The organism is Ekhidna sp. (genome assembly GCF_039960695.1).
In the GTDB taxonomy this organism is placed as follows: Bacteria; Bacteroidota; Bacteroidia; order Cytophagales; family Cyclobacteriaceae; genus Ekhidna.
The window spans coordinates 87,387-110,856 of sequence record NZ_JBDVKP010000010.1; the positions used below are offsets into that span (position 1 = coordinate 87,387).

The 23,470-nt window shown below is 40.9% G+C and carries 22 protein-coding genes; 9 read left to right on the forward strand and 13 right to left on the reverse strand.

What is annotated here, in order from left to right; translation table 11 throughout:
- The 7 genes from ABJG98_RS05820 (at position 1) to ABJG98_RS05850 (ending at position 4,762) form a co-directional block, all read left to right on the forward strand.
- Entirely contained in the window at positions 1–447 is a 447-nt protein-coding gene (locus ABJG98_RS05820) for a DMT family transporter (RefSeq protein WP_348278547.1), read from the forward strand.
- 1 nt (position 448) lies between these two features.
- Complete coding sequence (locus ABJG98_RS05825) at positions 449–1,177, forward strand: GNAT family N-acetyltransferase (protein WP_348278548.1); 729 nt, start codon at positions 449–451, stop codon at positions 1,175–1,177.
- Positions 1,178–1,184: 7 nt separating this feature from the next.
- A complete protein-coding gene (locus ABJG98_RS05830) occupies positions 1,185–1,817 on the forward strand; it encodes an NAD(P)H-dependent oxidoreductase (RefSeq protein WP_348278549.1) in 633 nt (210 codons plus the stop codon).
- A gap of 98 nt (positions 1,818–1,915) precedes the next feature.
- Entirely contained in the window at positions 1,916–2,497 is a 582-nt protein-coding gene (locus ABJG98_RS05835) for a type 1 glutamine amidotransferase family protein (protein ID WP_348278550.1), read from the forward strand.
- A 361-nt stretch (positions 2,498–2,858) separates the two neighbouring features.
- Complete coding sequence (locus tag ABJG98_RS05840; RefSeq protein WP_348278551.1) at positions 2,859–3,695, forward strand: alpha/beta hydrolase; 837 nt, start codon at positions 2,859–2,861, stop codon at positions 3,693–3,695.
- The gene (locus tag ABJG98_RS05845; RefSeq protein WP_348278552.1) at positions 3,685–4,179 is read left to right on the forward strand and encodes an RNA polymerase sigma factor; all 495 of its coding nucleotides are present in this window, start codon (positions 3,685–3,687) and stop codon (positions 4,177–4,179) included. The genes ABJG98_RS05840 and ABJG98_RS05845 overlap by 11 nt, the downstream gene beginning before the upstream one ends.
- The gene (locus ABJG98_RS05850) at positions 4,172–4,762 is read left to right on the forward strand and encodes a hypothetical protein (RefSeq protein ID WP_348278553.1); all 591 of its coding nucleotides are present in this window, start codon (positions 4,172–4,174) and stop codon (positions 4,760–4,762) included. The genes ABJG98_RS05845 and ABJG98_RS05850 overlap by 8 nt, the downstream gene beginning before the upstream one ends.
- Positions 4,763–4,793: 31 nt before the next feature.
- On the opposite strand, the gene ABJG98_RS05855 is transcribed toward ABJG98_RS05850, so the two are convergent.
- Together ABJG98_RS05855 and ABJG98_RS05860 are read right to left on the reverse strand one after the other, a co-directional pair.
- Positions 4,794–5,450, reverse strand: coding sequence for a hypothetical protein (locus tag ABJG98_RS05855; RefSeq protein ID WP_348278554.1), 657 nt, complete (start codon positions 5,448–5,450; stop codon positions 4,794–4,796).
- A gap of 21 nt (positions 5,451–5,471) precedes the next feature.
- Positions 5,472–7,619 carry a TonB-dependent receptor gene (locus ABJG98_RS05860; protein WP_348278555.1) on the reverse strand — a complete coding sequence of 716 codons (2,148 nt, stop codon included), beginning with the start codon at positions 7,617–7,619 and terminating at the stop codon, positions 5,472–5,474.
- Between the two features lie 121 nt (positions 7,620–7,740).
- Here ABJG98_RS05860 and ABJG98_RS05865 point away from each other — a divergent pair, with 121 nt between their 5' ends.
- On the forward strand, positions 7,741–9,033 hold the full coding sequence (locus tag ABJG98_RS05865) for an amidohydrolase (protein WP_348278556.1): 1,293 nt from the start codon (positions 7,741–7,743) through the stop codon (positions 9,031–9,033).
- Between the two features lie 146 nt (positions 9,034–9,179).
- The gene (locus ABJG98_RS05870) at positions 9,180–9,335 is read left to right on the forward strand and encodes a hypothetical protein (RefSeq protein ID WP_348278557.1); all 156 of its coding nucleotides are present in this window, start codon (positions 9,180–9,182) and stop codon (positions 9,333–9,335) included.
- A gap of 67 nt (positions 9,336–9,402) precedes the next feature.
- Here ABJG98_RS05870 and ABJG98_RS05875 read toward each other — a convergent pair whose 3' ends face one another.
- The 11 genes from ABJG98_RS05875 to ABJG98_RS05925 form a co-directional block, all read right to left on the reverse strand.
- Positions 9,403–9,966 (reverse strand): hypothetical protein, encoded by a 564-nt coding sequence (locus ABJG98_RS05875; protein ID WP_348278558.1) that lies wholly within the window; start codon positions 9,964–9,966, stop codon positions 9,403–9,405.
- 133 nt (positions 9,967–10,099) lie between these two features.
- Positions 10,100–11,257, reverse strand: a complete 1,158-nt coding sequence (locus ABJG98_RS05880; protein WP_348278559.1) for a hypothetical protein — start codon at positions 11,255–11,257, stop codon at positions 10,100–10,102.
- Positions 11,258–11,493: 236 nt separating this feature from the next.
- On the reverse strand, positions 11,494–12,042 hold the full coding sequence (locus ABJG98_RS05885; protein ID WP_348278560.1) for a hypothetical protein: 549 nt from the start codon (positions 12,040–12,042) through the stop codon (positions 11,494–11,496).
- Positions 12,043–12,179: 137 nt separating this feature from the next.
- Positions 12,180–12,650 (reverse strand): hypothetical protein, encoded by a 471-nt coding sequence (locus ABJG98_RS05890; RefSeq protein WP_348278561.1) that lies wholly within the window; start codon positions 12,648–12,650, stop codon positions 12,180–12,182.
- A 93-nt stretch (positions 12,651–12,743) separates the two neighbouring features.
- Entirely contained in the window at positions 12,744–12,950 is a 207-nt protein-coding gene (locus ABJG98_RS05895) for a hypothetical protein (protein ID WP_348278562.1), read from the reverse strand.
- 44 nt (positions 12,951–12,994) lie between these two features.
- Positions 12,995–13,906 (reverse strand): hypothetical protein, encoded by a 912-nt coding sequence (locus ABJG98_RS05900; RefSeq protein ID WP_348278563.1) that lies wholly within the window; start codon positions 13,904–13,906, stop codon positions 12,995–12,997.
- A 7-nt stretch (positions 13,907–13,913) separates the two neighbouring features.
- Entirely contained in the window at positions 13,914–14,270 is a 357-nt protein-coding gene (locus ABJG98_RS05905) for a hypothetical protein (RefSeq protein WP_348278564.1), read from the reverse strand.
- A gap of 85 nt (positions 14,271–14,355) precedes the next feature.
- The gene (locus tag ABJG98_RS05910; RefSeq protein WP_348278565.1) at positions 14,356–14,841 is read right to left on the reverse strand and encodes a hypothetical protein; all 486 of its coding nucleotides are present in this window, start codon (positions 14,839–14,841) and stop codon (positions 14,356–14,358) included.
- A gap of 566 nt (positions 14,842–15,407) precedes the next feature.
- Entirely contained in the window at positions 15,408–15,611 is a 204-nt protein-coding gene (locus ABJG98_RS05915; RefSeq protein ID WP_348278566.1) for a hypothetical protein, read from the reverse strand.
- A gap of 275 nt (positions 15,612–15,886) precedes the next feature.
- On the reverse strand, positions 15,887–16,276 hold the full coding sequence (locus tag ABJG98_RS05920; RefSeq protein WP_348278567.1) for a hypothetical protein: 390 nt from the start codon (positions 16,274–16,276) through the stop codon (positions 15,887–15,889).
- 1 nt (position 16,277) lies between these two features.
- On the reverse strand, positions 16,278–23,444 hold the full coding sequence (locus ABJG98_RS05925; protein WP_348278568.1) for a DUF6443 domain-containing protein: 7,167 nt from the start codon (positions 23,442–23,444) through the stop codon (positions 16,278–16,280).
- Positions 23,445–23,470 lie beyond the last annotated feature (26 nt).

The following is a 23,470-nucleotide window of genomic DNA, read 5'->3' on the forward strand; positions in this document are numbered from 1 at the left end:
ATGAACAATTCAACATTGCTTCTTCTATCCTTTTCAGTGGGGATTATGGTGGTGATCCAGGGCGGTATAAATTCCCGGCTCGGCATTCTGCTAAACAACTCCTTATTAGCCACTTCCACGGCATTGACCATGGGTGCAAGTTTCACGCTGATTGCTGTGCTGATTACGGTGAAACAATTCCCAAGCATGCATCAGTTGAGGGAGATCCCCATCTACATGTGGGTGACGGGCGGACTGCTAAGTTTTTTGGCAGTGACGCTTTTCTACTACATCATTCCAAAAATAGGCATCTCTACGGCTGTCACCTTTGGATTGGCCGGACAGCTCATTTTCGCTGCAATTGCCGGGCATTTTGGATGGTTCAACATGCCGCTGGAGCCCATCACAATGAAGAAGGTGGCCGGGTTGTTCGTGATGATCGCTGGTGTCATATTAATCAAAGCATAAAATGGACTTAATCAAAGCAAACACAAATAACCTGACTGCTCTCTGGAAGACCGGAGGTCAGCTTGCAGGACAATACATTGAAGAATCAGGCTATCACCTCAGCATTGCTGAAAGTGGTGAATGGCCAAATAAACTGTGGTTTACTCAGCAAATGGACATGCAAACCCTTGTGGATATTCAGCTCAAATGGAACATGGACCAACTATCACTTCCTATTTGGGGCAAGGACATTGAACAACAGGCATTGATGCTTAAAGCCAGTGGGTTTGAAGAAAAGCTCATGCAAGTAGCCATGTCAATGCACCTGGAAGATGTGCCTCATTATGTGGAGCGGGTAGTCATTGAGAAAGTGACGAGTACATCAATGGCCGAAACCTGGTCACAACTCTTTCAAGAAGCATTTGGCTATAAAATAAGTGCCAACGCAGTGTCCGGCACGATGGATTTTATTGAGTATTTCATAGGAAAACATAACGGAACTCCTATAGGTACCGCTGTGCTATTTATGGATAACCCGACGGTTGCCGGCATTCACTCCATGGGGGTTATTCCTTCACAGCGTAGAAAGGGCTATGCAGAGGAATTACTGATTCACGTGCTGAATATTGCACGAATGAAAGGTGCAGCACATGCCACCCTACAAGCTTCCGACATGGGAAAAGGGCTCTATCTCAAAACCGGATTTCAGCAAGATTTTATTATCAAAACATTCACTAAACACAAAAAATAAAGAACAAATGAACTTACTAGACAAACTCAATTGGCGCTATGCCACCAAAGTCTTTGATCCTTCCAGGAGGGTATCGACGAATGATTTAAACTTTCTAAAGGAGGCCATCCGGCTTTCAGTGTCTTCTTACGGACTACAGATGTATAAAGTGTTGATCATCGAAAATCCGGAGATACGAAAAGAGCTGCGAAAAGCTGCATGGGATCAGGCGCAAATTACTGATGCCTCGCACCTGTTTATCTTTTGCAACTATACGGTAAACCACGATCAGCATGTGGATGATTACATCCAATTGATCATCAATACCCAAGGGACCGCCGACACCAATGGGCTGAAAAAATACGGTGAGTTTATCAAATCGGATATAGCCAATAAGACATCTGCAGAACGAAAAAGTTGGGCGGAAAAGCAAACCTACCTTGCGCTAAACAGTCTGATCATTGCATGCGCAGACCGACAGATAGATGCCTGCCCGATGGAAGGATTTGACAAGCATGCGTACAATCGTATCCTGGGTCTGGACGAGCTTGGAATGAACGCTTCTGTGATTGCACCCATTGGCTATCGTTCAGCGAATGATGAGACCCAGCGTCGCAAGAAAGTACGTAAACCGATGGATCAGCTTTTTGAATTGGCATAAGTCAATTGTTGTGTAAATTTCTTATTAAGCGTAGGCGATACCTGCGCTTAGTAAGGGTTCGGTACAATTTTGATCTCTATGTCCTTAATTGCTTAAAAATGGAAAATGTTAAAATTTTTGTGTTCTTATTTGATGGCTTTTCCGATTGGGAAATAGCCTATCTGACACCCGAAATTAATCGAAGTGAATTGGGAGATTTAATCTACTTTTCAAAAGATGGTGAACTTGTTAAAAGCATTGGCGGACTTACGGTGGTTCCCGATGAGACAATCAGTGGTATAAATCCCGAAGATGTTGACCTAATGGTTCTTCCTGGGGGAACATACTGGGAAAATGGAGGGGATAAACAAATAGCATTCCTGATAAAAGAACTAGTCGCATTGAATAAACCGGTTGCCGCTATTTGTGCCGCTACCACATTCCTGGGTCAGCTGGGACTATTAAACGAAGTTGCCCATACAAGTAATGACCTGAATTATTTGAAAAGCATAGCTCCCAGTTATACTGGTGAAACACACTATAGGGATGCACTGGCAATCTCAGATAATAACGTAGTGACTGCCAATGGAATCGCACCCATAGAATTTGCACAAGAAGTTTTCAAAATGATGGGATTTTTCAATGAGGAAGATCTGCACAAGTGGTATCAATTGTATAAAGATGGCATTTGGACGGATTAGATGCCATTAACACCGGTACTAATTCGGAAGTTACTTCCGTTTCTAATCAATACTACATAACCAGTTACGTTTTATGGGAGGATTGGAGGTATACAATGGGTTTACAATGAAAGGCTTTAAAAAGGTTTTCTATTCCTACTTTTTTCATTGCCGGGCCGACGTTTCGGTAAAAAAGTAGCAAAAACTCAAGGCTGGAATCTGTTCGCCAAAAATGAAAAGCCCAGCGGCTTGAGCGCCCCACCCCCCCCATTAATAGCCCTCATCTCTACATTATTTTCACAGACCTTCAAACTTTTTTTCATCCATCTGTAACAATCCTCGCCAAACCGGAACAAAGGGGAAACTTTAAACAAAACAGATCATGAAAAAGATATTATTCATACTTAGCACTTTATTGCTCGTACAACCAATCCTCAGCCAATCGCCCATTCAGGTGATTAAAAGTGGTGAAGGAAATCCAATTGTCTTCCTCCCGGGTTTTACCACTCCCGGATCCGTTTGGGATGAAACCATTGAAAACCTAAATGGAACATTTGAAACCCATGTGGTCTCTTATGCAGGCTTCAACGGGCTGGAATCCATCGGCACGCCCTGGTATGCGCCAATCAAACAAGCACTTATTGATTATATCAAAGAAGAAAAGTTGACAAACCTGACATTGATCGGTCACAGCATGGGTGGCAACCTGGCCACAGAAATAGCGGCTGAGCTGGATGTGCAAGGGCTCATTATTGTTGATGCTCTTTCATGTATGCGTGAGCTGATGATGCCAGGAGTGCCTGCTAGTTCCTTGCAATACGACAGCCCCTACAATAACCAGATGCTAAACATGCCGGCAGATGGTTTCAAAAACACAGCCTTGATGATGGCTCGCAACTTGACCAACAAAGAAGATAAGGTTGAATTAATTGCCAGCTGGTCAATAGCAGCTGATCGTAAGACGTATGTCTATGGATACACCGACCTGCTCAAGTTGGACTTGCGTCCTCAGCTTGAAAACATTACCACCGATGTATTGATCTTAGGTGCCGCCTTTCCAAGCAAGGAAATGGTCCTTCCTAACTTTGAAAAGCAATATGCTAACTTGAAAAACAAAACCATTAACATCGCGGATGATAGCAAACATTTCATCATGTATGATCAGCCAGAGTGGCTTTACAATCAGATTAATAGCTACTTAACAAAAAATGCCCAATAACACCCAGCTATTTGAATCCCTGCACGCTGATTACTACTCAATGGTACATCAGATGTGTATGGGATTTATGAAAGGTGATGTTGACCTGGCCAATGACCTAACACAAGAGTCATTTATCAACACCTGGCGTTCGTTGGAGAAATTCAAGGGAGCATCGAGCTACAAAACCTGGATCTATCGAATCACTGTAAATACCTGTTTGAAGTACATCCGCGACAACAAACAAAAAAAAGCAGTCTCAATAGACCCCGAAACAGACCTCTCTTCAGCGACAGATTTCAACCCATCAAATGAAGAACCACATCAGGAACTTTATCGAGCCATCGGTCAACTCAATGAGTTGGACAGACTGATTATTATGATGGTATTAGATGAGCTTGAATATGAGGAAATCGCCAATGTAATGGGAATAAACGAAGGAAACCTCCGGGTAAAAATTCACAGAATTAAAAAGAACCTTAAAAAGATATTAGAAAATGAGTGATCCACTAGACAGCCTAAAAGACAAATGGCAAGAGGCGAAAGATGAAACAAAAAAGCCACTTCCAGACTCGAAGGAGCTAATTCAATTAGCTCGCAATAAGATGAAAAGTGCAGTCAATATGCACCTTGGCAACATTGCCGTTTTAGCATTGACCTTAATCGGTCTCAGTGCTTTTTTCCTGTTTGTAGCTCCGTTGCAGAATGCCCTGAGTCAATTAGGTATTTTTCTAATGCTTGGTGGACTGGCCCTTCGAATTATCATTGAATTATATAGTATAAATCAATCCAAACGCATCGATTTCAGCGAGTCCGCAGCAACCACGCAAGAAGCATCCGTGAAATTTTATCAATATCGTAAGCGAATTCATGGACCAGTTACCATAAGCATTCTGATTGCTTACACGGTTGGATTCTACCTACTCACTCCGGAGTTCAGCAATTACTTCACGACCAATCAGGTCATACTTTTGGATATATCTTACTTAGGAGCGGCAGCTATCTTCATTTATTCCATTCGCACTGCGATTAAGAAAGAAATGCGGCTACTGAATGAGCTTAATGAACTTAGCGATCAGTTTGGGTAACTAAAAAAGCGGCTTGCGCCGCTTTTATCACTTATTCTCCTTTTCCTTTCTCGCACAATTGCTTGATGGTCCGTTCGGTTGTATTTTTTCCCCAATTAGGAGCAAACGGATTTTCGGATTTTTCCACTTCATCAAACATCACAAGCGCTTTGAATAGGCTTCCACATGCTTCATCTGTACCTCCACCCATAAACTGAGCGGTACCATATTGCATACGTCCCATCAAAAAATGTGCGCGTGGATTGTCTGGATTCAATGCGATCGCTTTTTGAAAAGAGGCGAAAGCAAGCCCACTGTATGTCATACCTCTGGAGGCTGGATCTACTGTCAACTTGATCATATTCACATAGCCACGCATAGACTCCAATTCAGAATCGTTTGGCTTTATGGTAGCTCCCTGATCTACGGCTTTCATCGCCAGATCCAAATACTTGTCTTTGTCTTCTACTTTTTCGTACATCTCGCTCATTCGTATGTAACCAAAAGCCACATAGTAATAAGGCTCCCATCGATCACCTTCTGCCTCGCCTACTCGGTTGAGGTTGTTGATCACTGCCTGTAGATCCTCCGGATTTTCTGCAGAAAACATTGCCGGTATATTTTTTCCCATGGCTTTTTCAAACTGTCCGTTGGCGAATGTGAGGGAGGCACAAAGTACACTTAGTAATAGTATTAGATTCTTTTTCATAATTGATAATTGTATTTGATTTTAAAGATTTGGTAACTGATTAATTCCTTTATTTTTCGAGAGCGTGATAAACACTCCCAGGAAAATGAATCGCTTAGCTGGAGGTGTAATCGCCCGACTGGCATAAAACCCTTCATTATTGGGTTGGTCCGCGAATTCATATCCGTAGATATTATTGAAGCCGAATACATTATTCACCATTGCATGTATTATTATTTGATTGCTGTAGAGGTAGCTGACATTAAAGCTCAAGTCATGGTAAGCAGGCGTCCTTCCTCCTAAAAATTGCTCGCTATTTAAATCATTGTAGGGTCGGCCACTACCGAATGAATATGTAGCTCCAATTTGAGTTCTTATCTCCTCTATGAATTTCTTCATCACAAAAGAAAAGTTGTGAGCCGACGCAAAGGCTGGAGTAAATGAGCCCGGAAAGTCTTTATGTTCACGTTCTGTTTGTAGAAATGAATAGCTCACCCAGTAATCCATATTTTTGAAAGTCTTGCTGTCTCTCCAAAACAGATCTATTCCCCTGGCGTATCCATTTCCATCAAATTGGAAAGTACTGGGGTCATAGACATTGGCATATTTGACTAAATCATCGTAGCGTTTTTCATAGGCTTCAATTCTAAAGCTGTGACCACCTTTAATCCATTGATAATTGGCTATGTAATGCTGCGCCTGCTCTGGTTTTGCCACTGGATTAGTGAGGATGATTTGATTTTGAGGTGCTTGATAAAACCGGCCGTAAGCCAATGAAATCTGACTGCTTGTTCCTGTTTTATAAGCTGCAGACAAGCGCGGCGCCAATGTCACTTCATCATTCAGGCTGTTATGTTCCATTCTCATCCCGCCTTTAAAAGCAAGTGCGGATGAAGTGAAGACTTCAGTCTCAATAAAAGAGGCCGACAGCGTTTCTTCAAAGTCCTGAGCAAATGGCTCGATCCCATCATTCAATGTTTGATCAAGTTTTCGCTTGAGTACCTCGCTTCCAAAAAGTATAGCCAAACGATCTGAATGCTGATAATCTGCAACTACCTTCAAATGTCCACCTTGCAATTCCTGATTTCTGCTAATATCAGATATAGATGCAAAGTCTTTGCTTTGCGTCATAGAAACGCCTCCTCTAATTCCCCATTTCTCACTTAGCAACTCGCGGTAAGAGGCATTGAAGTGTCCATAGTCATTAGCCACATTAACCGGGAGCTCAACTTCCGGATTTCCAATTTCCGATTCAAACAGCTCCATTCTAGAAGTGCTGAGGTTGGTATAAAACTTAAGAAGTCCGGTCTTGCTGGTCTTAAGTCGATAAGCAAAGTTTCCATCCAGACCAGTTGGAGCTTTGTCCCAATTCAGGTTTTGTGGAGCAAGTTCAAAATAAGGGGTCAGATTGGTATACTGTACTTTCCCTGCAATGGAGCTATTGGAAAAGGCTCTGGTAACTGAGATATCTGCACCTACCGACATCAATGAGATATCTGTCCGGTTATTATCGGCTACATCTTTTGATTGCAGAATTAAAGCTGATGAAAGCGCTTGGCCATACTCTGCCGAGTATCCACCTGTGGAGAAACTCATGCCTTTAAACATGAATGGTGAAAACCTACTTCTACTTGGCGTATTTGGTGCAGAAGGTCCATATTCACTGTGTACCAGCATTCCGTCTATGAATGTCTTGGTTTCCCGACCATCGCCGCCACGAACAAAAAGTCGCCCCGTCTCTCCAACGGTCTGTGTCCCAGGGAGTGTATTTAAGGCACCCGGAATATCGGCCGTTGCACCAGCAGTCGTCACAATATCGAGCGGCTTCATCACCTCACGTTTGTTCTCATCCGAAGCGTTGAATGAGCCAGCAGTAATAACTACTGCATTCAGTACACTCACCTCTTCTTTTAGTTCGATCTTGAGTTTTTGACTTATGGATTCAAGTGGAAGTACCGCCTCATGAAAGCCAATGAATGAGGCAATGAGCACAAGGCTATCTGTTTCGGAAGTAGAAAATGAAAACGACCCTTCTATATCGGTAGTGGCTCCATCATAGGTGCCTTTTAGATAAACATTCACGCCGAGCAAAGGGTCACCCGATTTCTCTGTGATAGTACCAGAAATGGTAACCTGTCCACTAGCGCTGAATATTGTAAGCCCAAGGATTAGGATAAAAAGTGTCTTCATGTGTCTGACTTTTAGCATAGGCCAAAAGTGAACCGGATGACACTCGTCAACTAATATGCTTTACCGAACTGTAGAAATAAAAGGATGAGTTGTAACTTATGGTTTTAAAACCAAAGATATCATGAAGAAAACCTATCTAACCTTATGTTCAATGCTGATTACTTCAGTCTTATTCGCTCAAAAGTTTGATAAGCAAATCGAGAAGATGGTTGCTCAAACAGAGAAAGATGTAATAGAATGGCGGCATTGGTTTCACCAAAACGCTGAACTCAGCAATCGTGAGTTTGAAACAGCGAAACGAATCACAGAAATATTAACAGAAATAGGATATGAACCACAAACAGGAGTAGCCAAAACTGGAGTTGTTGCTATTCTCAAAGGCGGAAAGCCGGGTCCAGTTGTTGGCTTACGTGCCGATATTGATGGACTGCCAGTAAAAGAGCGGGTAGAACTTCCATGGGCTTCCAAGCAAATGGCCGAATACAATGGTGACCAAGTGCCCGTGATGCATGCCTGCGGACACGATACACATATCGGTATCCTTTTGGGTGTAGCCAAGATGCTGTGGGAAATGAAAGATCAGGTTCCAGGTACTGTGAAGTTTATCTTTCAGCCTGCAGAAGAAGGAGCACCGAAAGGTGAAGAAGGTGGAGCTCAGTTGATGGTAAAGGAAGGTGTGCTTAAAAATCCCGATGTAGACGCCATTTTTGGTTTGCACATTAATGCGCAAACACCTGTAGGAACATTGAAAGTAAGACCAGAAGGAATTATGGCCGCAGTTAATTCCATGCGTATAGATATCAAAGGAAAGCAAGCACACGGTTCAGCGCCGTGGGACGGTATCGATCCGGTGGTAACAGCCGCTCAGATTATCAATAACCTGCAAACGATTATTAGCAGAAACATGCAGCTGACAGAAGCGCCTGCAGTCATTACAATTGGCGCCATTCATGGTGGAGTGAGGTATAACATCATTCCAGAAGATCTGTATATGCTTGGCACTATACGCACATTGGATGCAGAAATGCGAACTCAGATTTTACAGCGTATTCGTGAAGTAGCTACCAAAACTGCTGAATCCAATAATGCGGAGATCGAAGTATGGATAGATGAAGGATATCCCGTGACTTACAATGAAGTTTCTTTATATGAGAAGATGTTACCTACATTGAAACGTGCAGCTGGTACAGATAATGTAGAGATCATTAAGCCAATTACTGGAGCTGAAGACTTTTCATTTTTCCAGGAGCAAATTCCAGGACTGTACTTCTTTGTAGGCGGCTGTCCACCAGACAGAAATCCTAAGAAAGTATCGGGACACCATACTCCGGATTTCTACGTAGATGATAGTGGAATGAAACTTGGCATGAAAGCGATGATGGGCTTAACGCTTGATTACCTAAGCAAAAAGTAGATTAATCTAAGTATAATTCAATTTCATAGTTAAATAATCACAATTCGTAGTAAAAATGCTTACTATTATATATGGTACAATACCAATATATAATAGTAGTATTTAAATACACCTTTGAGTTGAAATTATAAAACATTTAAAAAGCTATGGGATATCTATTCAATCTATTTGCAAAGAAAGATGCGTTGAAACTTGCCAAAACAAACTCGGGCGAGTGGGTGGTCAAAAAGAATTTGAAAATCCTTTATATCGGACCGAAAGAAAAGTGTCAAATCTATATGAACCAGCTAAATGTGGCTTAGCGGTGAGCCACGTGTGTTCTAATATGATTAGGTGTGTGAACCCTGCTGAAAGGCAGGGTTTATTTTTTTAATCTCGATCTGCCCAGAAGCCAAAAAGCCAATTGCCTGGTGATTTTTCGTCGCTCGACCTGAAGAACTCATCTACAGCATGCATCAATTCTTTTTTAGTGATGAAATCATCGCCATCACGATCTAGTTTCACGAAGGCCTTTGCAGAGTGCTTAATAGGAATGTGATAGCACATGAACATATCAGAGTATTCATTCACTGATATCACTCCATCATTATTAACATCAAATGCGTCGAAGATTGAGCTGATCATGTGAACCACCCAACTTTTGTAGATATGCTCATTTCCTTTGCTTAGCATGTTATCAAAAAATTCAATGAAATGCTCTTCGTTGGCCACTCCACCCTGGAGTTCAAAGTATTTCTGAAACATCTTCCAGCTCTTCACGCTTCGTTCAATCACCTTCGTATAATCGACGGTATCAGGTTTGTACATCCAAAGAAGACACAACGATTCACCAATCTCCATAAAGTCATTGGCTTCCAGGACTCCATTTCTGTCCTGATCCAGAACCACATGAAAATAATGAGTTATTTTTTGTTTCTGCAGTGGTGTAAGCATTCTATCAGCGTTTAATTTTTAAAAAGATAATTGATATATCTTAATACACAAGGATATGTAAAGGTGACCAATGTGGAAAAATTGATCGAATCAGTTCACACGCTGTATACCTTGAAAGGTGTCGACTTTTAATTTAGTCAGGTTTCTTACTAAACCTTACCCCTAATTTAAACACCAACGGACGAGCGTTTAAGTCATTACTTTGATAATTGAAATCGTACAGGATAAGAGACATCATTTGCACGATTCCAATTTTAAACTCCCTCCCCACTCCTACCAAATAGGCAGATTGCCACTTCGGGTTTACGGGGCTTTCCGAACTAAAGAAAGATTTATTGATCTGTCTTTCTACTTCTGCCCAGGCAAAAAAGCCTTTAGGTATCTCATAACGTGTGAAAAAACTGTACCCATAGCCATCTCCTGTCAGCGCACTTGTAGAGTCATTCGCAAATTGTTCTCTCAGAATTATGCCTACTCCTCCCAGCCACTTCTTATTGATCCAATATCCAAGTTGGAGGTTTGTATTGATAATCACAGGATCCGTAGATTGAAGACTAAGGTTGCCACCAAAATAAATCCTTTTTTTGAAGGGAATATCTTCCAATGAGTTGCGCTTGGTACCTTCTTCCGGATACCGGGTATCTGGCAACTTGCTATACTTTTTTTTCAGTTTCTGAATATCAGCCTGTGCTTCCTGAAATTGCTCAGGATCTATCTTTTCAAACAGTTTTCTGGCTTGATCAGGCTTTACCAAATTTGGATTTGGTTTGGATGGTTTCTGAAGTGTTGCCAACGAACCGGCCGGGTTGGTGAATTGGCTCAGGGGATCTTCCTGAGCTCCTAAGTCATCAGGTAAAAACTTGCGGGCTTCTGCTTCCAGCACTTTCGTAGCTTCTAACAATGCCAGGCTGTCTGCATCGGCTGGATCTATGACTGGTTCCAGTACAATTGGATTTCGAATGAGTTCGCTGTATTCAGGTGGAAAACCGGCGCTCTCTAAAATTTCCCTTGAAACCTCCAATGAATCTTCTTTTGAAAATTCTTCCATTTGTATGGAATCCAACTGAACCGCTTTAAGGCTGTCGAATTTCTGGGAATAGAGCTCTCGTGCTTTCACCTGCTGTTCGAGCTTTTCTAATTGCTCTTTGCGTTGCTTCGCTGTTTGTTTAGTTTGTTTAGCTCGGTTAATTGCATTGGCATGCTTACCCGTAGCCTTCCCATCTACTTTGACTTGCGAATAAGCCATGGAAGAAATTCCTATAAACACAAGTATGAAAACAAGACGCTGCATGAGTGTGCAAAAATATTCAATTCAGCGATAGAATCTAAGTCAACACCAAGTTCGTAGGCAAATGTTTTATTTTAATGAATTCAAAATAAAAAAGCGTAGCTGATGCGTACGCCTAGTGTCTACTGCTTGTTGTGAAAAGTGACATTCCGATACGTGACCCTTAGCTTACCTAAGCTGGCGAAAGTTCACAACTTGTGGTAAGCTCCAATTTAGTTTTAAGAGTGTCTGAACAAGTGCTATTGATCCGGGGGCGTTATTTGATATCCAACAGCTTGCCAGATTGGAACTCTGTCATAGTAGGAGTACATCCTGCTTATCTTTCCGTTAGTTAATTGGAGGTTTAAGAAATAAGGAATAACCAATGAAGTATCCGCGTCTACCAAGGTAGCACTATAGTTACCCCAATATTGTACCCAGTCACCGATGTAATCTCCTTCATTTACTTTCAAAGATGAAGCTGCTAATCGGTCATTTTGCTGGTTGCTCCGTGAAGTCTGGAAAGAAATCCAATCCTTGATAAAGTCCTCCCTACTGGCTGTATCCATTGGATTGGTTACATAGATACTAAGGAAGTCATCAGTGGTCAAATCAATTAATGCGGTGCTGTCGCCATATAGCATCGCGTCTACCAACTGCTGAACAGACTCTATGTAAGAAGTAGAGTTAGGGTTGTAAATAACAGGCCCTTCAGCAGCGTCATCATCTGCGCCTTCGGAAGTGTTTTGGCATCCTTGAATCATCACAAAGACCGATAAAAGGATTGATAAAATTGCTAGATTTTTCATAATAGGTTGGTTTTCAGTGAGTTTAAACTATATAAGATAGCCAGTATTTCAAACAAAATCAACCATCTACCCACTTCTCTTAAACCAAAAACCTCTACGATGAAGCAGGATGGGATTTGATACAATACCTATTCTAATTATAATAGATTGGAATCAATATATAGTCCCCAATATTCATTTATGGGTTCATAATATATATCCCTACTTTCAAATAAATCTCCAGCTCCACATCTCTCATATAAGTAGTATATAACTGGATACTCTCCAGCTTTTGTCATTTGAAAATAGACTTCAGAAAAATTATTTTGATTGCATTTCTTCCTCTCAAATGCGATATCCACAATTGACAATTCTTCCATCAATGATGAAATTTCAAAATCATCACAAACAAAATCACCATTAGATTTTTCGAATTCTTGACAGTTTTTGAAAACTATTCTTGGTCTTCCAGAATTAGCTATTCGATCTGAATATTTATTCTCAATTAAAACTCTGAGTTCGTCAAACTTGTCAACATTGTTTCTTAAAAAAGAAGCTTCTTCCTTCCTATCAACACCACATCCTAAAAGAAGGAAAACCAATATTAAGTAACTAAAAAATATTCTCATGGAAGTATGTCTAATACTCTTTTGCTCCTGTTCGAAATTGAATTCTTTGAAAAAGTACTTGTCTTTTAAAGTTATTATCTCTTTTCAACAATTCTAATGCATAATTTCTTCCAGAACTAGAGTACTCATTACATCATGTTCTTCTATAGAATCAATGCTTATGGTATCAGTTTTGAATTCAAGCAAGTAATCCTTTTCAAACTCATCTATGTAGGCAACGACCCTCAAAATCCCGTTATTAAAACTATAGGACTTGATATTTGAGTCTCCCGTGTAATCCACAAATTGTCTGAAGTTCATCACCACAATTTAACCCCACCCCCTAAAACCAAAAAACCCACCACCTAATCTATCATTTTAATCCTTGTTGTAATTTTCTGACTCACTCCAGAAGCGTTAATATTCTTTACTACTGATACATAAAAGAGCTTGTTACTGGCTGTATCATACTTCATTTCTGTAGTAGATTCCATAGTGAACTCTGGTATTTCTCTCTCATCAAATCCCTGACGATTTGATTCAGCTAATTTCCTGAATGTTGATTTCAATACTCTATTCAAATCATCTGGTCTGATTGTTTCCTTACCCCTAATCACAGCAATCATGCCATCCATTTCCTCAAGCTCTAATTTAGATTGTATTGGAAAAGGCTCTCCACCAAATGGATTGGTTGTTTCATATTCATATTGCTGAACTTCCCCAATTGTATAGGTATTCCCAAAAGCATTAAAGTAGATTGAAAGTTCTGGAAAGTAAGTATCAATCAACTTTTCTTCAGTCTCGTAAGTAGTGGCTAGCTGGCGTTTTATCTTATTAATTGTTGCCTCATCAAAACTTCTTCCAGTATAAATTTTCATCATCGCTTTTTCAAGCTGATCCTTTGCGCTACTGTAGTTTTCCAATTCATAAAAAATTCCTTCACTATCTACAATCAGCGATAATTCAATTCCATAATATACATCCTGACTTTTGAATTGCTCAAGGACATCTGGAGGCATTTCTATTCCAACCATTCTTGTTTCTCCGTACTGAAACTTCACAATTCTATTGCCATCAATACCGTTTTCCACTGTGGCTGAAGCACTTGTGATTGAGAATGCATCTTTACTACTTGGATTTCTTGAGTCCTCATTACCTCTTATTATTTCAAATCTATATGTCTCTCCAATATTAAATCTTTGAGTTAGAACTACGTTATCTTGAGCAAGGGTTGTGACAATCCAAATAGTCAGTATCGATGATAGGTAATATTTCATATGAAATCTAATTATCGTTTAAAGAAACAGGTGCTTCTTTCTGAACTCTATCATAAGCTAACTTATTAGTTGGTGAGAAGGCTGAATAAAAGCCACCTTCTTTCAACATATCATAAATTGATAACTCAATATTCTCTTCACTTAATTCTTCTATTATTATCAAATCACTAGACCAGAAATAAAGTCCATTTACATTTTCTCTTGACAAATTTTTCTGCTTCATCAGCTCTTGGATATTATTCAATGTAAAAAATGATCCAACAAATTCTTCTCCATTATCAAATCTTACAAAAACATCAATATTATCATTATCAGGATGGAATATCTCTCCAATTAACTCTATCTCAAATTTCCTAGCTGTCATAATAGCTCACAATTTAACCCCACCCCCTAAAACCAAAAAACCCACCAACGATGAAGAAGGTGGGTTTGGTGTGTGTGTATTGCTATCAATTCATTTTGCTCTTCAAAAACGAAATTAGATTGAAGTAATCTTCTTTGCTAAACTCCTTACCACTGGTGGCAATCTTATCTGCTTCTTTCATTGCTGAATCCAAATCATTATCACTGAGCATTTTCATCTTCTTAAGAACACTTCCAGTACTCATTCTAACTTCCGCATTACCAGTTAATGCAAGGTTTATAAAATACTTGACCTCATTTGAAAAATCGAAACCACTACATGCATAAACCAAAGTCCCAAAATTGTCTGAATCGTCATGTTTTTTCAGAATATTGAACAATGATTTTTTTATCTCATCTTGCTTAGAGGTAGCCGTCATTAAGGCAAGTGCTCCTGAATTCCTTACCCTAGCATCATTAGTTGAAGAGATCAAATCTACAATTTGATTGATTGCTTCAACATTATCACCCAATTGTGTATTAGTCAGGTAATCTACTTTTTCATCAATATCTAGGTTGTCCAATTCCAACATCACCACAATTTACCCCCACCCCCTAAAACCAAAAAACCACCAACGATGAAGAAGGTGGGTTTGTATTTCTTAGCCACAAGTCATGCCATCACACATCCCTAGCTGGAAGACTTGCGGTAGCTGAGAAGTATAAAGTACCATAGCTACTAGGAGGTAACTCTAGCTCTTCAAAATCTATGTCTTCGAACTTAAACTCCATTTCACTACCAAGATATCATATTCTTCTTAACGTATTAATATTTGAACTTCTTCTAGTAAAGCGCCCCACCACCTAAAACCAAAAAAACCACCAACGGTGAAGAAGGTGGGTTTATATTTCTTACTTCTTCTTAATTCTAGATTTACGCTGGAAGAACTTTTTGAAAGTACTAAATGGTGATATTGAGTTATACCACAGTATTAGGAATACGAGACTTAAAAAGATCACTAAACCACCTCCATATACAGTGGGCTTTTCAAATAAATGATCTACCGCCAGAACTGATTTATTAGATGCAATTAGATAAATCCCAATTATCATTAAGACAATAGAGACAAGTAAATCAAATAGGTCACCGAACTTTTTATCACTCACCGGTCTGCAAATATTTCATACTTTTCATAAATGATTTCTTAACATCACTGTTCAAGAAATTGATCCAACTAGGCATGTGTTCTCCCCGCAACACTGAGTGTTTAGCTAAACAAAAGGCCCAAACTCTATAATGTAAATATCCTTCACCTCCAGATACCTTCCAGCCGCTTCCAGCTCCTGTAGTCCAAGTATTCATTGAGGTAATTGAAGAGTTAGCACCGAATATTCCCAGACCATAGAAAATAGTTAGAATATCCGTTAAATACTCATCATTTTCAACTAGATTTTTTTCATAGAGTAGCTTGTAATGACTAAGCTCATGTGCTATTGTTGCTATTACAGAAATAGGATTAACAATACTATTTTCTTCTATCCAGATTTCAACATTACCATCCTCATCTTGGATATATCTACCAGTTGTTAATGACGACTCATCAGAAAGTTCTGTAAATATTCCATCACCAAGTTCAACTATTCTTTTTTCTTCAAAACATATTCAGGATCAAACATAAAATCGCTTGATTCCCACTTATCCCGCTTAATCCTATCAAAGGATATATATCTAAGTGAACCTTCTGAAATTATTGCTCTAGTATGTTTTCCTACTGATCTTCTATCATTTGGTATTTCATGAGTCACTACCAGATTTAAAGTATCATTGGATATGAAATAAACTCCCAACTGGGTTCTTCCACTTTCAGCACTATAAGATTCAAATTTATTCTCAGAAGAGAATTTTATATAGTCATTTTGATCTGAACTGAATGAGTACTCCCACACAGTTCCAACTAATGCTTTTTCATCCTGTCCTATACAACTGGTAGCTATCAACAGTACTATTAGAAATGGTAATATCTTCATCTTATTTTGTTTTTGGAACTATTCTTAGTTTGCCATCTATTCTTGTAAACTTATGTGTCCTAGTTGTAGCTTGAGATTTCTGAGTCGACTGAGATGGTTTACCCCTCAAATATAGTTTACCATTGAAGTCTTTAGCGGAATCCATAAATGAATTAAAGGTTGCTTTACTTCCTGAACAACTAGGTCCTGTCAAACACCCTGCCGAAATTGCATCACCACCAAAAGTGGAAAGACTTTTTCTAGCACTATTTCCTGAATGCAGCCAAATGGCATTCATTATGTGTTCTGATTCAGGCTTACCATCATTTGCTGGGTTATTAGGATTTCCACTTGTCGTAGGTAGATCACCTCCCTCATTTACAAGAATTGCATCTTCACCATTACCTCTAGTAGCTGCCTTTGCGTCATAAACTCCTTCAGCTAATGTCCCATATTCAGAAATATCTGCTGAAACTGTACTTCCATCCATTGTTGCTGAAGGTCCTGTCTTATCACTTTCTAAGTATAAATCATATTGGGCTGAGTTTATTTCTTCTGATCCATTGGACTCACGATTATGAGTGGCAACAATTACATTTTTACCAAGATACTTTTCACCTTCCTTTGTCGTCTCTTGAGAAGTAGCATTCTCATCCCAGTAAATCTTACCATCTTTATTTTCAACCCAATCTATCATTCCTGTTGGGTCTACTCTAAGCATAGGGTTATTTTGGACATAGTTATATGGATTAACCCAACTCCTTTTATCGGAAAGTGGATCAACATTATAAAACCTGCCTATTGTAGCATCATATGTTCTAGCATTGAAATCAAAGACTCCTACTCCCCAATCTTCTTGTTTCTCATTACCACTCAATAGGAACTTCTGAGGCTTAGATGCAGTCCTACTACTTTCATTAAACGTCAGCCCAAACGGATAGTAGTCCTGCGTGCTCACCACATTCGTCTTGCCGTGATACACACTAAAATCATCAAAATGAACCGTGAAAGCTTCTTGATTTTCGTTGCTCAAATACGCCAAAATATACCCCTCCTGATCCGCTATGATGTCATCGATGCTGAGCGTTTCAGACGTATTAGGTCCGGTACTTTTTGCCGCTGAACTTATCTGTTGGAAGCCTGCGGTGACGTAGGACATTTCTTTGTCAAAGATGATGTAATTCAAAAATGCACGTGGAGCATTCTCATTGCTTTTCTGTGACATAGCTGAGCTACTGAGTGCATCATCAAATACCGTTGAAGTACTAGACACTCCTCCTTCTTGCCCGCTTCCAAAATTGGTATCGAATGTATTGAACAACGTATTATATACTGTAGATAAGAAATTATTTGCTGATGGGTAGGTAACAAAATTGGCATTGACTGTGAGATCAATAGTATCTCCTTTGTTTAATCCAATAAAAATCATCGCACCTGTCTGTCCACTCGTTAATAATTCAACTTTATTACTGCTTCCATACGGTTGCGTAGTATTCATTTGAGTTTTGGTCTCTATATGCAAATCTTGGAACCCATTTCCTCCGCCTGTCTCGAAGGTTTCCACCATCGTATAGTTCTCGGGTGTGGTTGAGAACGTCAATCGTACATTGCCCAGGTGATCTTTGAGGTGGTATTGGTAGTCGTAGTTCTCTACAACAGAATTACCAGTCACCATCACCTCATCAATCTTAAATGAGCCGGGATAATATTCAGCAGGAATAATCCTTATTTCCTTAATTATTCCGGTCCAATCACTGTACTGATTCCCATCATTATTTAAGCTTGCCATATCTACCACGTATTCATGGTACCCATTACCTGTTTCTATGGAAAAAGATTTTGATCTATTAGAATTCCAACTTTCTCCTGCTCTATTGAAATATACTTTAGCATTTGTAGCTGAGGAATTTACTTCCATTCGAATACGTATTTGATTGTATTCTGAAGCATCAAAATCTAAATTCGTTGTAGAATTAACACCATTGGCAGCTCCACCTACATCTATGGTGCCTTCTATCGATCCATTATTTTGTTGGAATCCGCTTATAGAACCAGTTGCAGTAAATCCCTCTGTATCTGAATCAAATGTCCAAACAATGTCTTCAGCTATCTTTTCAACTTCAGGAACTATCCTTCCCTCCTCATGCTGAATCAGCTGAATCTCCCCATCTTCATAGATAAACTCTCCTATATAATCAGTCACCTTCACTTGAATTCCACTGTCGTAGACAGTTTGCTGGAGCTTGATTCCTGCAGCATCATAGAGATAAACAATGCTATCTCCCGGGTTTTCAAAGTCCACGATAATCGGTAGGTTCAGGTGGTTGTAATAGATCGAGTCAATGCCTTTGTTGCGGTCTTTGACCATGTTGCCATTGGCATCATAGGCATAGTCTATACTTCCGGTATAACCATCGTAAAATCCTGTGGTGTCCGATGCTGCATCGCTCACCTTTTGCAGTTGATTCCCTGTGTAGGTGTAGCTCAGATCATCCATGAAGGCTGATGTGCTCTGCGCCCTGCGTTGCAGGCTTTCGATGTTACCGTTCAGGTCATAGTTTAATCCTTGAACGCCGTATTTATTGGTTGAAGCATTGTCTTGAAAATGATTCGCTGCTTCCAGACGGTTGAGCTTGTCATAACCAAATGCATAGGCTCGTTCATCAATGCTTTCTCCTTGTGGATCGTAATTGGACCACTTCATCGCGGAGATGTTGCCATTGTATTGTTGCGTATTGCTCAGCGAGCCGTCCTGGGTGTCATACAACAGCTCCATCCCAAACAAGTCTCCATCCGGTGAGGCAGAAAGGTCACTGCTATTCATGCTGGTCAGCCAGCCACGTATGTTGTAGCTGTAGTCCAGTGATTGCTCTCCCCCATGCAAGTCTTTTTCTATCAGTTCGCCCAGTTCGTTGTAGTGATTTTCTGCTAAAGAAATCTTTTCATAAGTGATTTTGCCACCAACGATTTTGTCGTTGATACCATTTAGCGCGACATCAGCTATTAACGATCCGATTGAAGGGTTGCTGGACGTGAAGAGTACGGTTCCATTCTTCTTGTAATTAACGACTCCTGCCACTCGTTCAATGGTTATCACATCACCAGCCGTGTAAGTACCAACAATACCCAGATTGTTTCCGTTTTCAAAAATGGCTAGATTCCAATCTCCTTTCACATACACCGCATAATCTATGGTGCTGAAATTCGCATTGGCATTGGTCTCAGAAAATCCAAGGAACACTGCATAGTTGCTTTCGATATCAAATTCCAGCTTGCCATCTTTTCCATTTCCAATCATCTGGGTGCTCGCTGCTCCACCATTGCCCCATCCGCTTGTATTTGTTTTTTCCAACTCATTGCCATCTGCAACTGTGCCTTCCAAATCTGTCCAAGCTACATCTTCTGACAATTCATGATGAGTATTTAGGAGTCTACCGGCATGATCATAGTCAAATGTCCTTGCAATCTCAGTCGTCTTTGCCCCATCGTTGTGCGAACTGATGGTCCTTGTCACTTGGCCGATGAAGTCGTAGTGGTTGGTCACTACGTCGGTACCTCCCAGGTGGTTGGTGCTTTGCGATTGAATCAGGCGGTAGCGGTCGTCGTAGTAGCTGACACTCTTGATCCATCCCTCGGGGAGGGAGCCAATACCGCTGCCAGTCTTCGTCAGCGTACCTGTCGCCTGTCCTTTGACTGCCGCATTCATTGTTAAACCAATAGGGTTGGTAAAGGAAAGTCCTGTAGTGTCCCAGTCGTAGTTATCGTAATAGGTAACCGTCAGGTATTCATCGATGCCTGTGGTTGGATACGACTGATTGCTGTACTCATTGGTCAATGAGGTATTGAGTGTGTCGAATCGTACAGTGGAAGCTGCCACTGCGGTTCGTTCAGCTGCTTCGCTTCCGCCTGTCATCTGTCCGGTGATGATCGGCCGGTTCAGCTGATCATACTTGGTGAACAGCCATTCGCTGTTTTGGCGTTGCACCCCATCCTGCGTAAGCACCAGTCTGTCCCAGGTATCGTACACCATGAAGACACTGTCTGCCCCAGGCACTTTCTTCATGATCATCCGGTTGCGTCCATCGTAATCGTACAGGAACGCCCAGGTATTGAGGAAATCCTTTCTGGTTTGTTCGCTCTGCCCAAAGAATCCGGTGCTCAGCTGTGCGACCGCCTCCGGTGGCAACACTGCTGACAGCTGGCCATAGATGTCATAGATGTAGTGGGTTTCTGCCCAGGTGCTACCATCAACTTGTGATTTCTTTACGATGGTCTGGCCTTGCTTGTTGGTATATTCTATGGTCTGGTTGCCATCTTCATCGGTGGTGGTGTTTTTGTAAATTTCATCTGGTCCATACACCGCGGACGAACTACCAAGCAACACCTCATGATCAAGTTTAAGTACTTCTGCTGAGTCTGCAATGTCATACTGAAACTTCACTGTGTTTTGTCCCAACTGCCAGGCCGAACCAGGAGCTCCTTGTTCCAGCGGTCTATTTAATGGAGATGGCTCAAAAAAGGTTTCAGAATAGGCTTTATCCGTTCCTTTGAGGCCGGCATAGAAGCTTGTTTGATTGGTTAAGGCGTCAGTTTTAAAAATGGCATTTACACCATCAACATAAGACAAATGGTTTTTTGTGCTTCTTCCGTATTCATCATATTCGAAAGGGACTACCACATCTTTTTCTAAAGGTGACGCATTGAGTGAAACTTGCTGCAACGGTCTGCCGATTCCATCTAAAATCTGTACTGAAATGGATTGCTCATATAAGTTGTAAGTAAATGGATCGTCAACGGAGGTTGTTGGCGTTTTATAGAAGTAAGTAAGAACTGCATTTAGATTAAACGCTAATTGGCTACTTATTACAGCGTCTCCAGTGGTGGAGGTATCTCCTCCAGTGGCGGTTACTGTTACTTTATATGTCCCCGGCTTATCGACCACCAATTGATTGCTGCTTCCGTTCTGGATTTCGATGCTATCTCTAAACCAGCGATAATTTGAATGACCACCAGTTGTTTCCAGCGTGGTGCTACCTGCAGGCCTCAATGACTGAGAAACTCCCAGGTCTAATTCAGGAACATTCAAGATATCAATTAATACAGCATTACTAGGTAGTTCGTCGCAAACATTGTTTTTTACCATAACTCGAAATTGAGTTGGTTGCTGGATATTCACATAATTCAATGATGTAGTTGTCACTAACGTATCTATCCAGGCTCCAGTAGTCTTGTATTGCCATTTGGTAACATCACCTATGATTGTACCTCCAAGAGTTACAGTTCCAGACGCAACTCCAAATTTTTCCGTAGCTCCAGATAGAGTCCCTGGATTAGTGCCTTCAGATATAATGGCATCTACACTCAGTCTATCTGCATCTTCACAACCCGTGACGTTACTATAGGAAGCCGCATGATAGGTTGTTGTGGTCGTTAAAGAAGGTGTTGTATAAGTAGTTCCAGTATGAAGAAGAGTTCCTCCTGTTGCTGAATCATACCATCTAATGGTATTACCCCCACTCCCTGGAAGTCCGCTCAACGTTACTGTACCAGTTCCACATCTTGTCTGATCGCCGGCACCTGCAAATGAAGGGACTTGATTAATTACAGCAGTGATAGCTATTCGTTGGGTATCCTCACATAGCGTCGCAGAATTAAACGACGTGGCATAATATGTAGTGTTTGAACTCAAAGATGGTGTTGTAAATGAAGTACCTGTATGAAGTGCTGTCCCTCCTCCTACGGTCGAGTACCACTTTATGGTATTACCATTATTTCCAGGTGTGGCAGTGAGTGTTACTACACCAGAACCACACCGATCATTGTCGTTTCCACTAGCCAATGATGGCACAGGATTTATGGTTGCGGTGAGAGCTTTTCTGTCTGTATCAGTACATCCGGTTGTAGAGTTATAACTGGCCGCATAGTAGGTTGTTGATGAACTGATAGCTGGCGTTGTTAAACTTGTGCCAGTATGGAGTAATGAACCTCCAGAAGCAGCACTGTACCAGCGAATAGAGTTTCCATTGCTACCTGGTGCGGCACTTAAGGTCACAGTTCCGGTTCCACATCTGTCATTACCAATACCGCTAGCCAGAGATGGAATCAGATTTATAATTACTGTAATTGCTTTACGATCACTGTCCTGACAGCCAGTTGATGAATTGTAACTGGCTGCATAGTAAGTTTTGTTTGAGCTCAGGCTTGGAGTAGTGAAACTTGATCCAGTGTGTAATACACTTCCACCTGAAGAAGCACTGTACCACCTAATTGTATTTCCATTACTTCCTGAACTAGCTGTAAGCGTTACGCTTCCCGTACCACATCTTGATTGATTTGAACCACTTGCTAATGAAGGAATAGGGTTAATAATCGCTTTAATGAGTTTTCGATCTGAATCGATACACTTAGTAGTGGAGTTATAAGTCGCTGCGTAATAATTTTTAGTTACACTTAAACTTGGTGTAGTAAATGAAGTTCCTGTGTGTACGAGCGAACCACCTGATGAAGCCGTATACCACCGAATGGTATTACCATTGCTTCCTGGACTAGCTGTTAGCGTTACGCTTCCTGTACCACATCTTGATTGATTTGAACCACTTGCTAATGACGGAATGATACTACTATAAGGGTAGGAAATGTTTTGCGAAAAATCACTCCATGCATAGGGGCCAGAGGCAGTTCTTGCACGAAGATAAATAGGCCCCGAATTGTCACGTGTGATGTTAGAACCATATCCTAACAATGTGGACGTACCAGAAGCTGTGGTCTGCCAGTACCATCTTACACCTGCTGGCGGGCCGTTGGTTCTGGTGATGGTAGTGGAGCCGCACCATGGATGACTAGTCGTAGTTGTGGCGCTGGGTTGTGCAGGAGGAGGAGGCGATACTGTAACACTTAAAGTGGCAATTGTGGAGTTCCCATCTTTAAACGTAATGGTCTTGTATCCTGAAGAAGTGAAGTCTATTGTTGCACAGTAATCTCCGCCAATACAAAAACTAGACTGGCTATCAATGGAAGCCCCTGAAGTCACTGTCCAATTAGGTAAATTCGCATCTACACCAGAAATTGAATAGTATTCTGTGTCTCCAGATCCTACAGCAGTAGGACCACTGATGCTCTGTGCCGCAGCATGGATACTTCCAGTAAAAAACATGAATTGTAGGAAGATTTTCAACTTATTTGAGGGCATCTTAGTATTGTTTACGTAGTGAATTG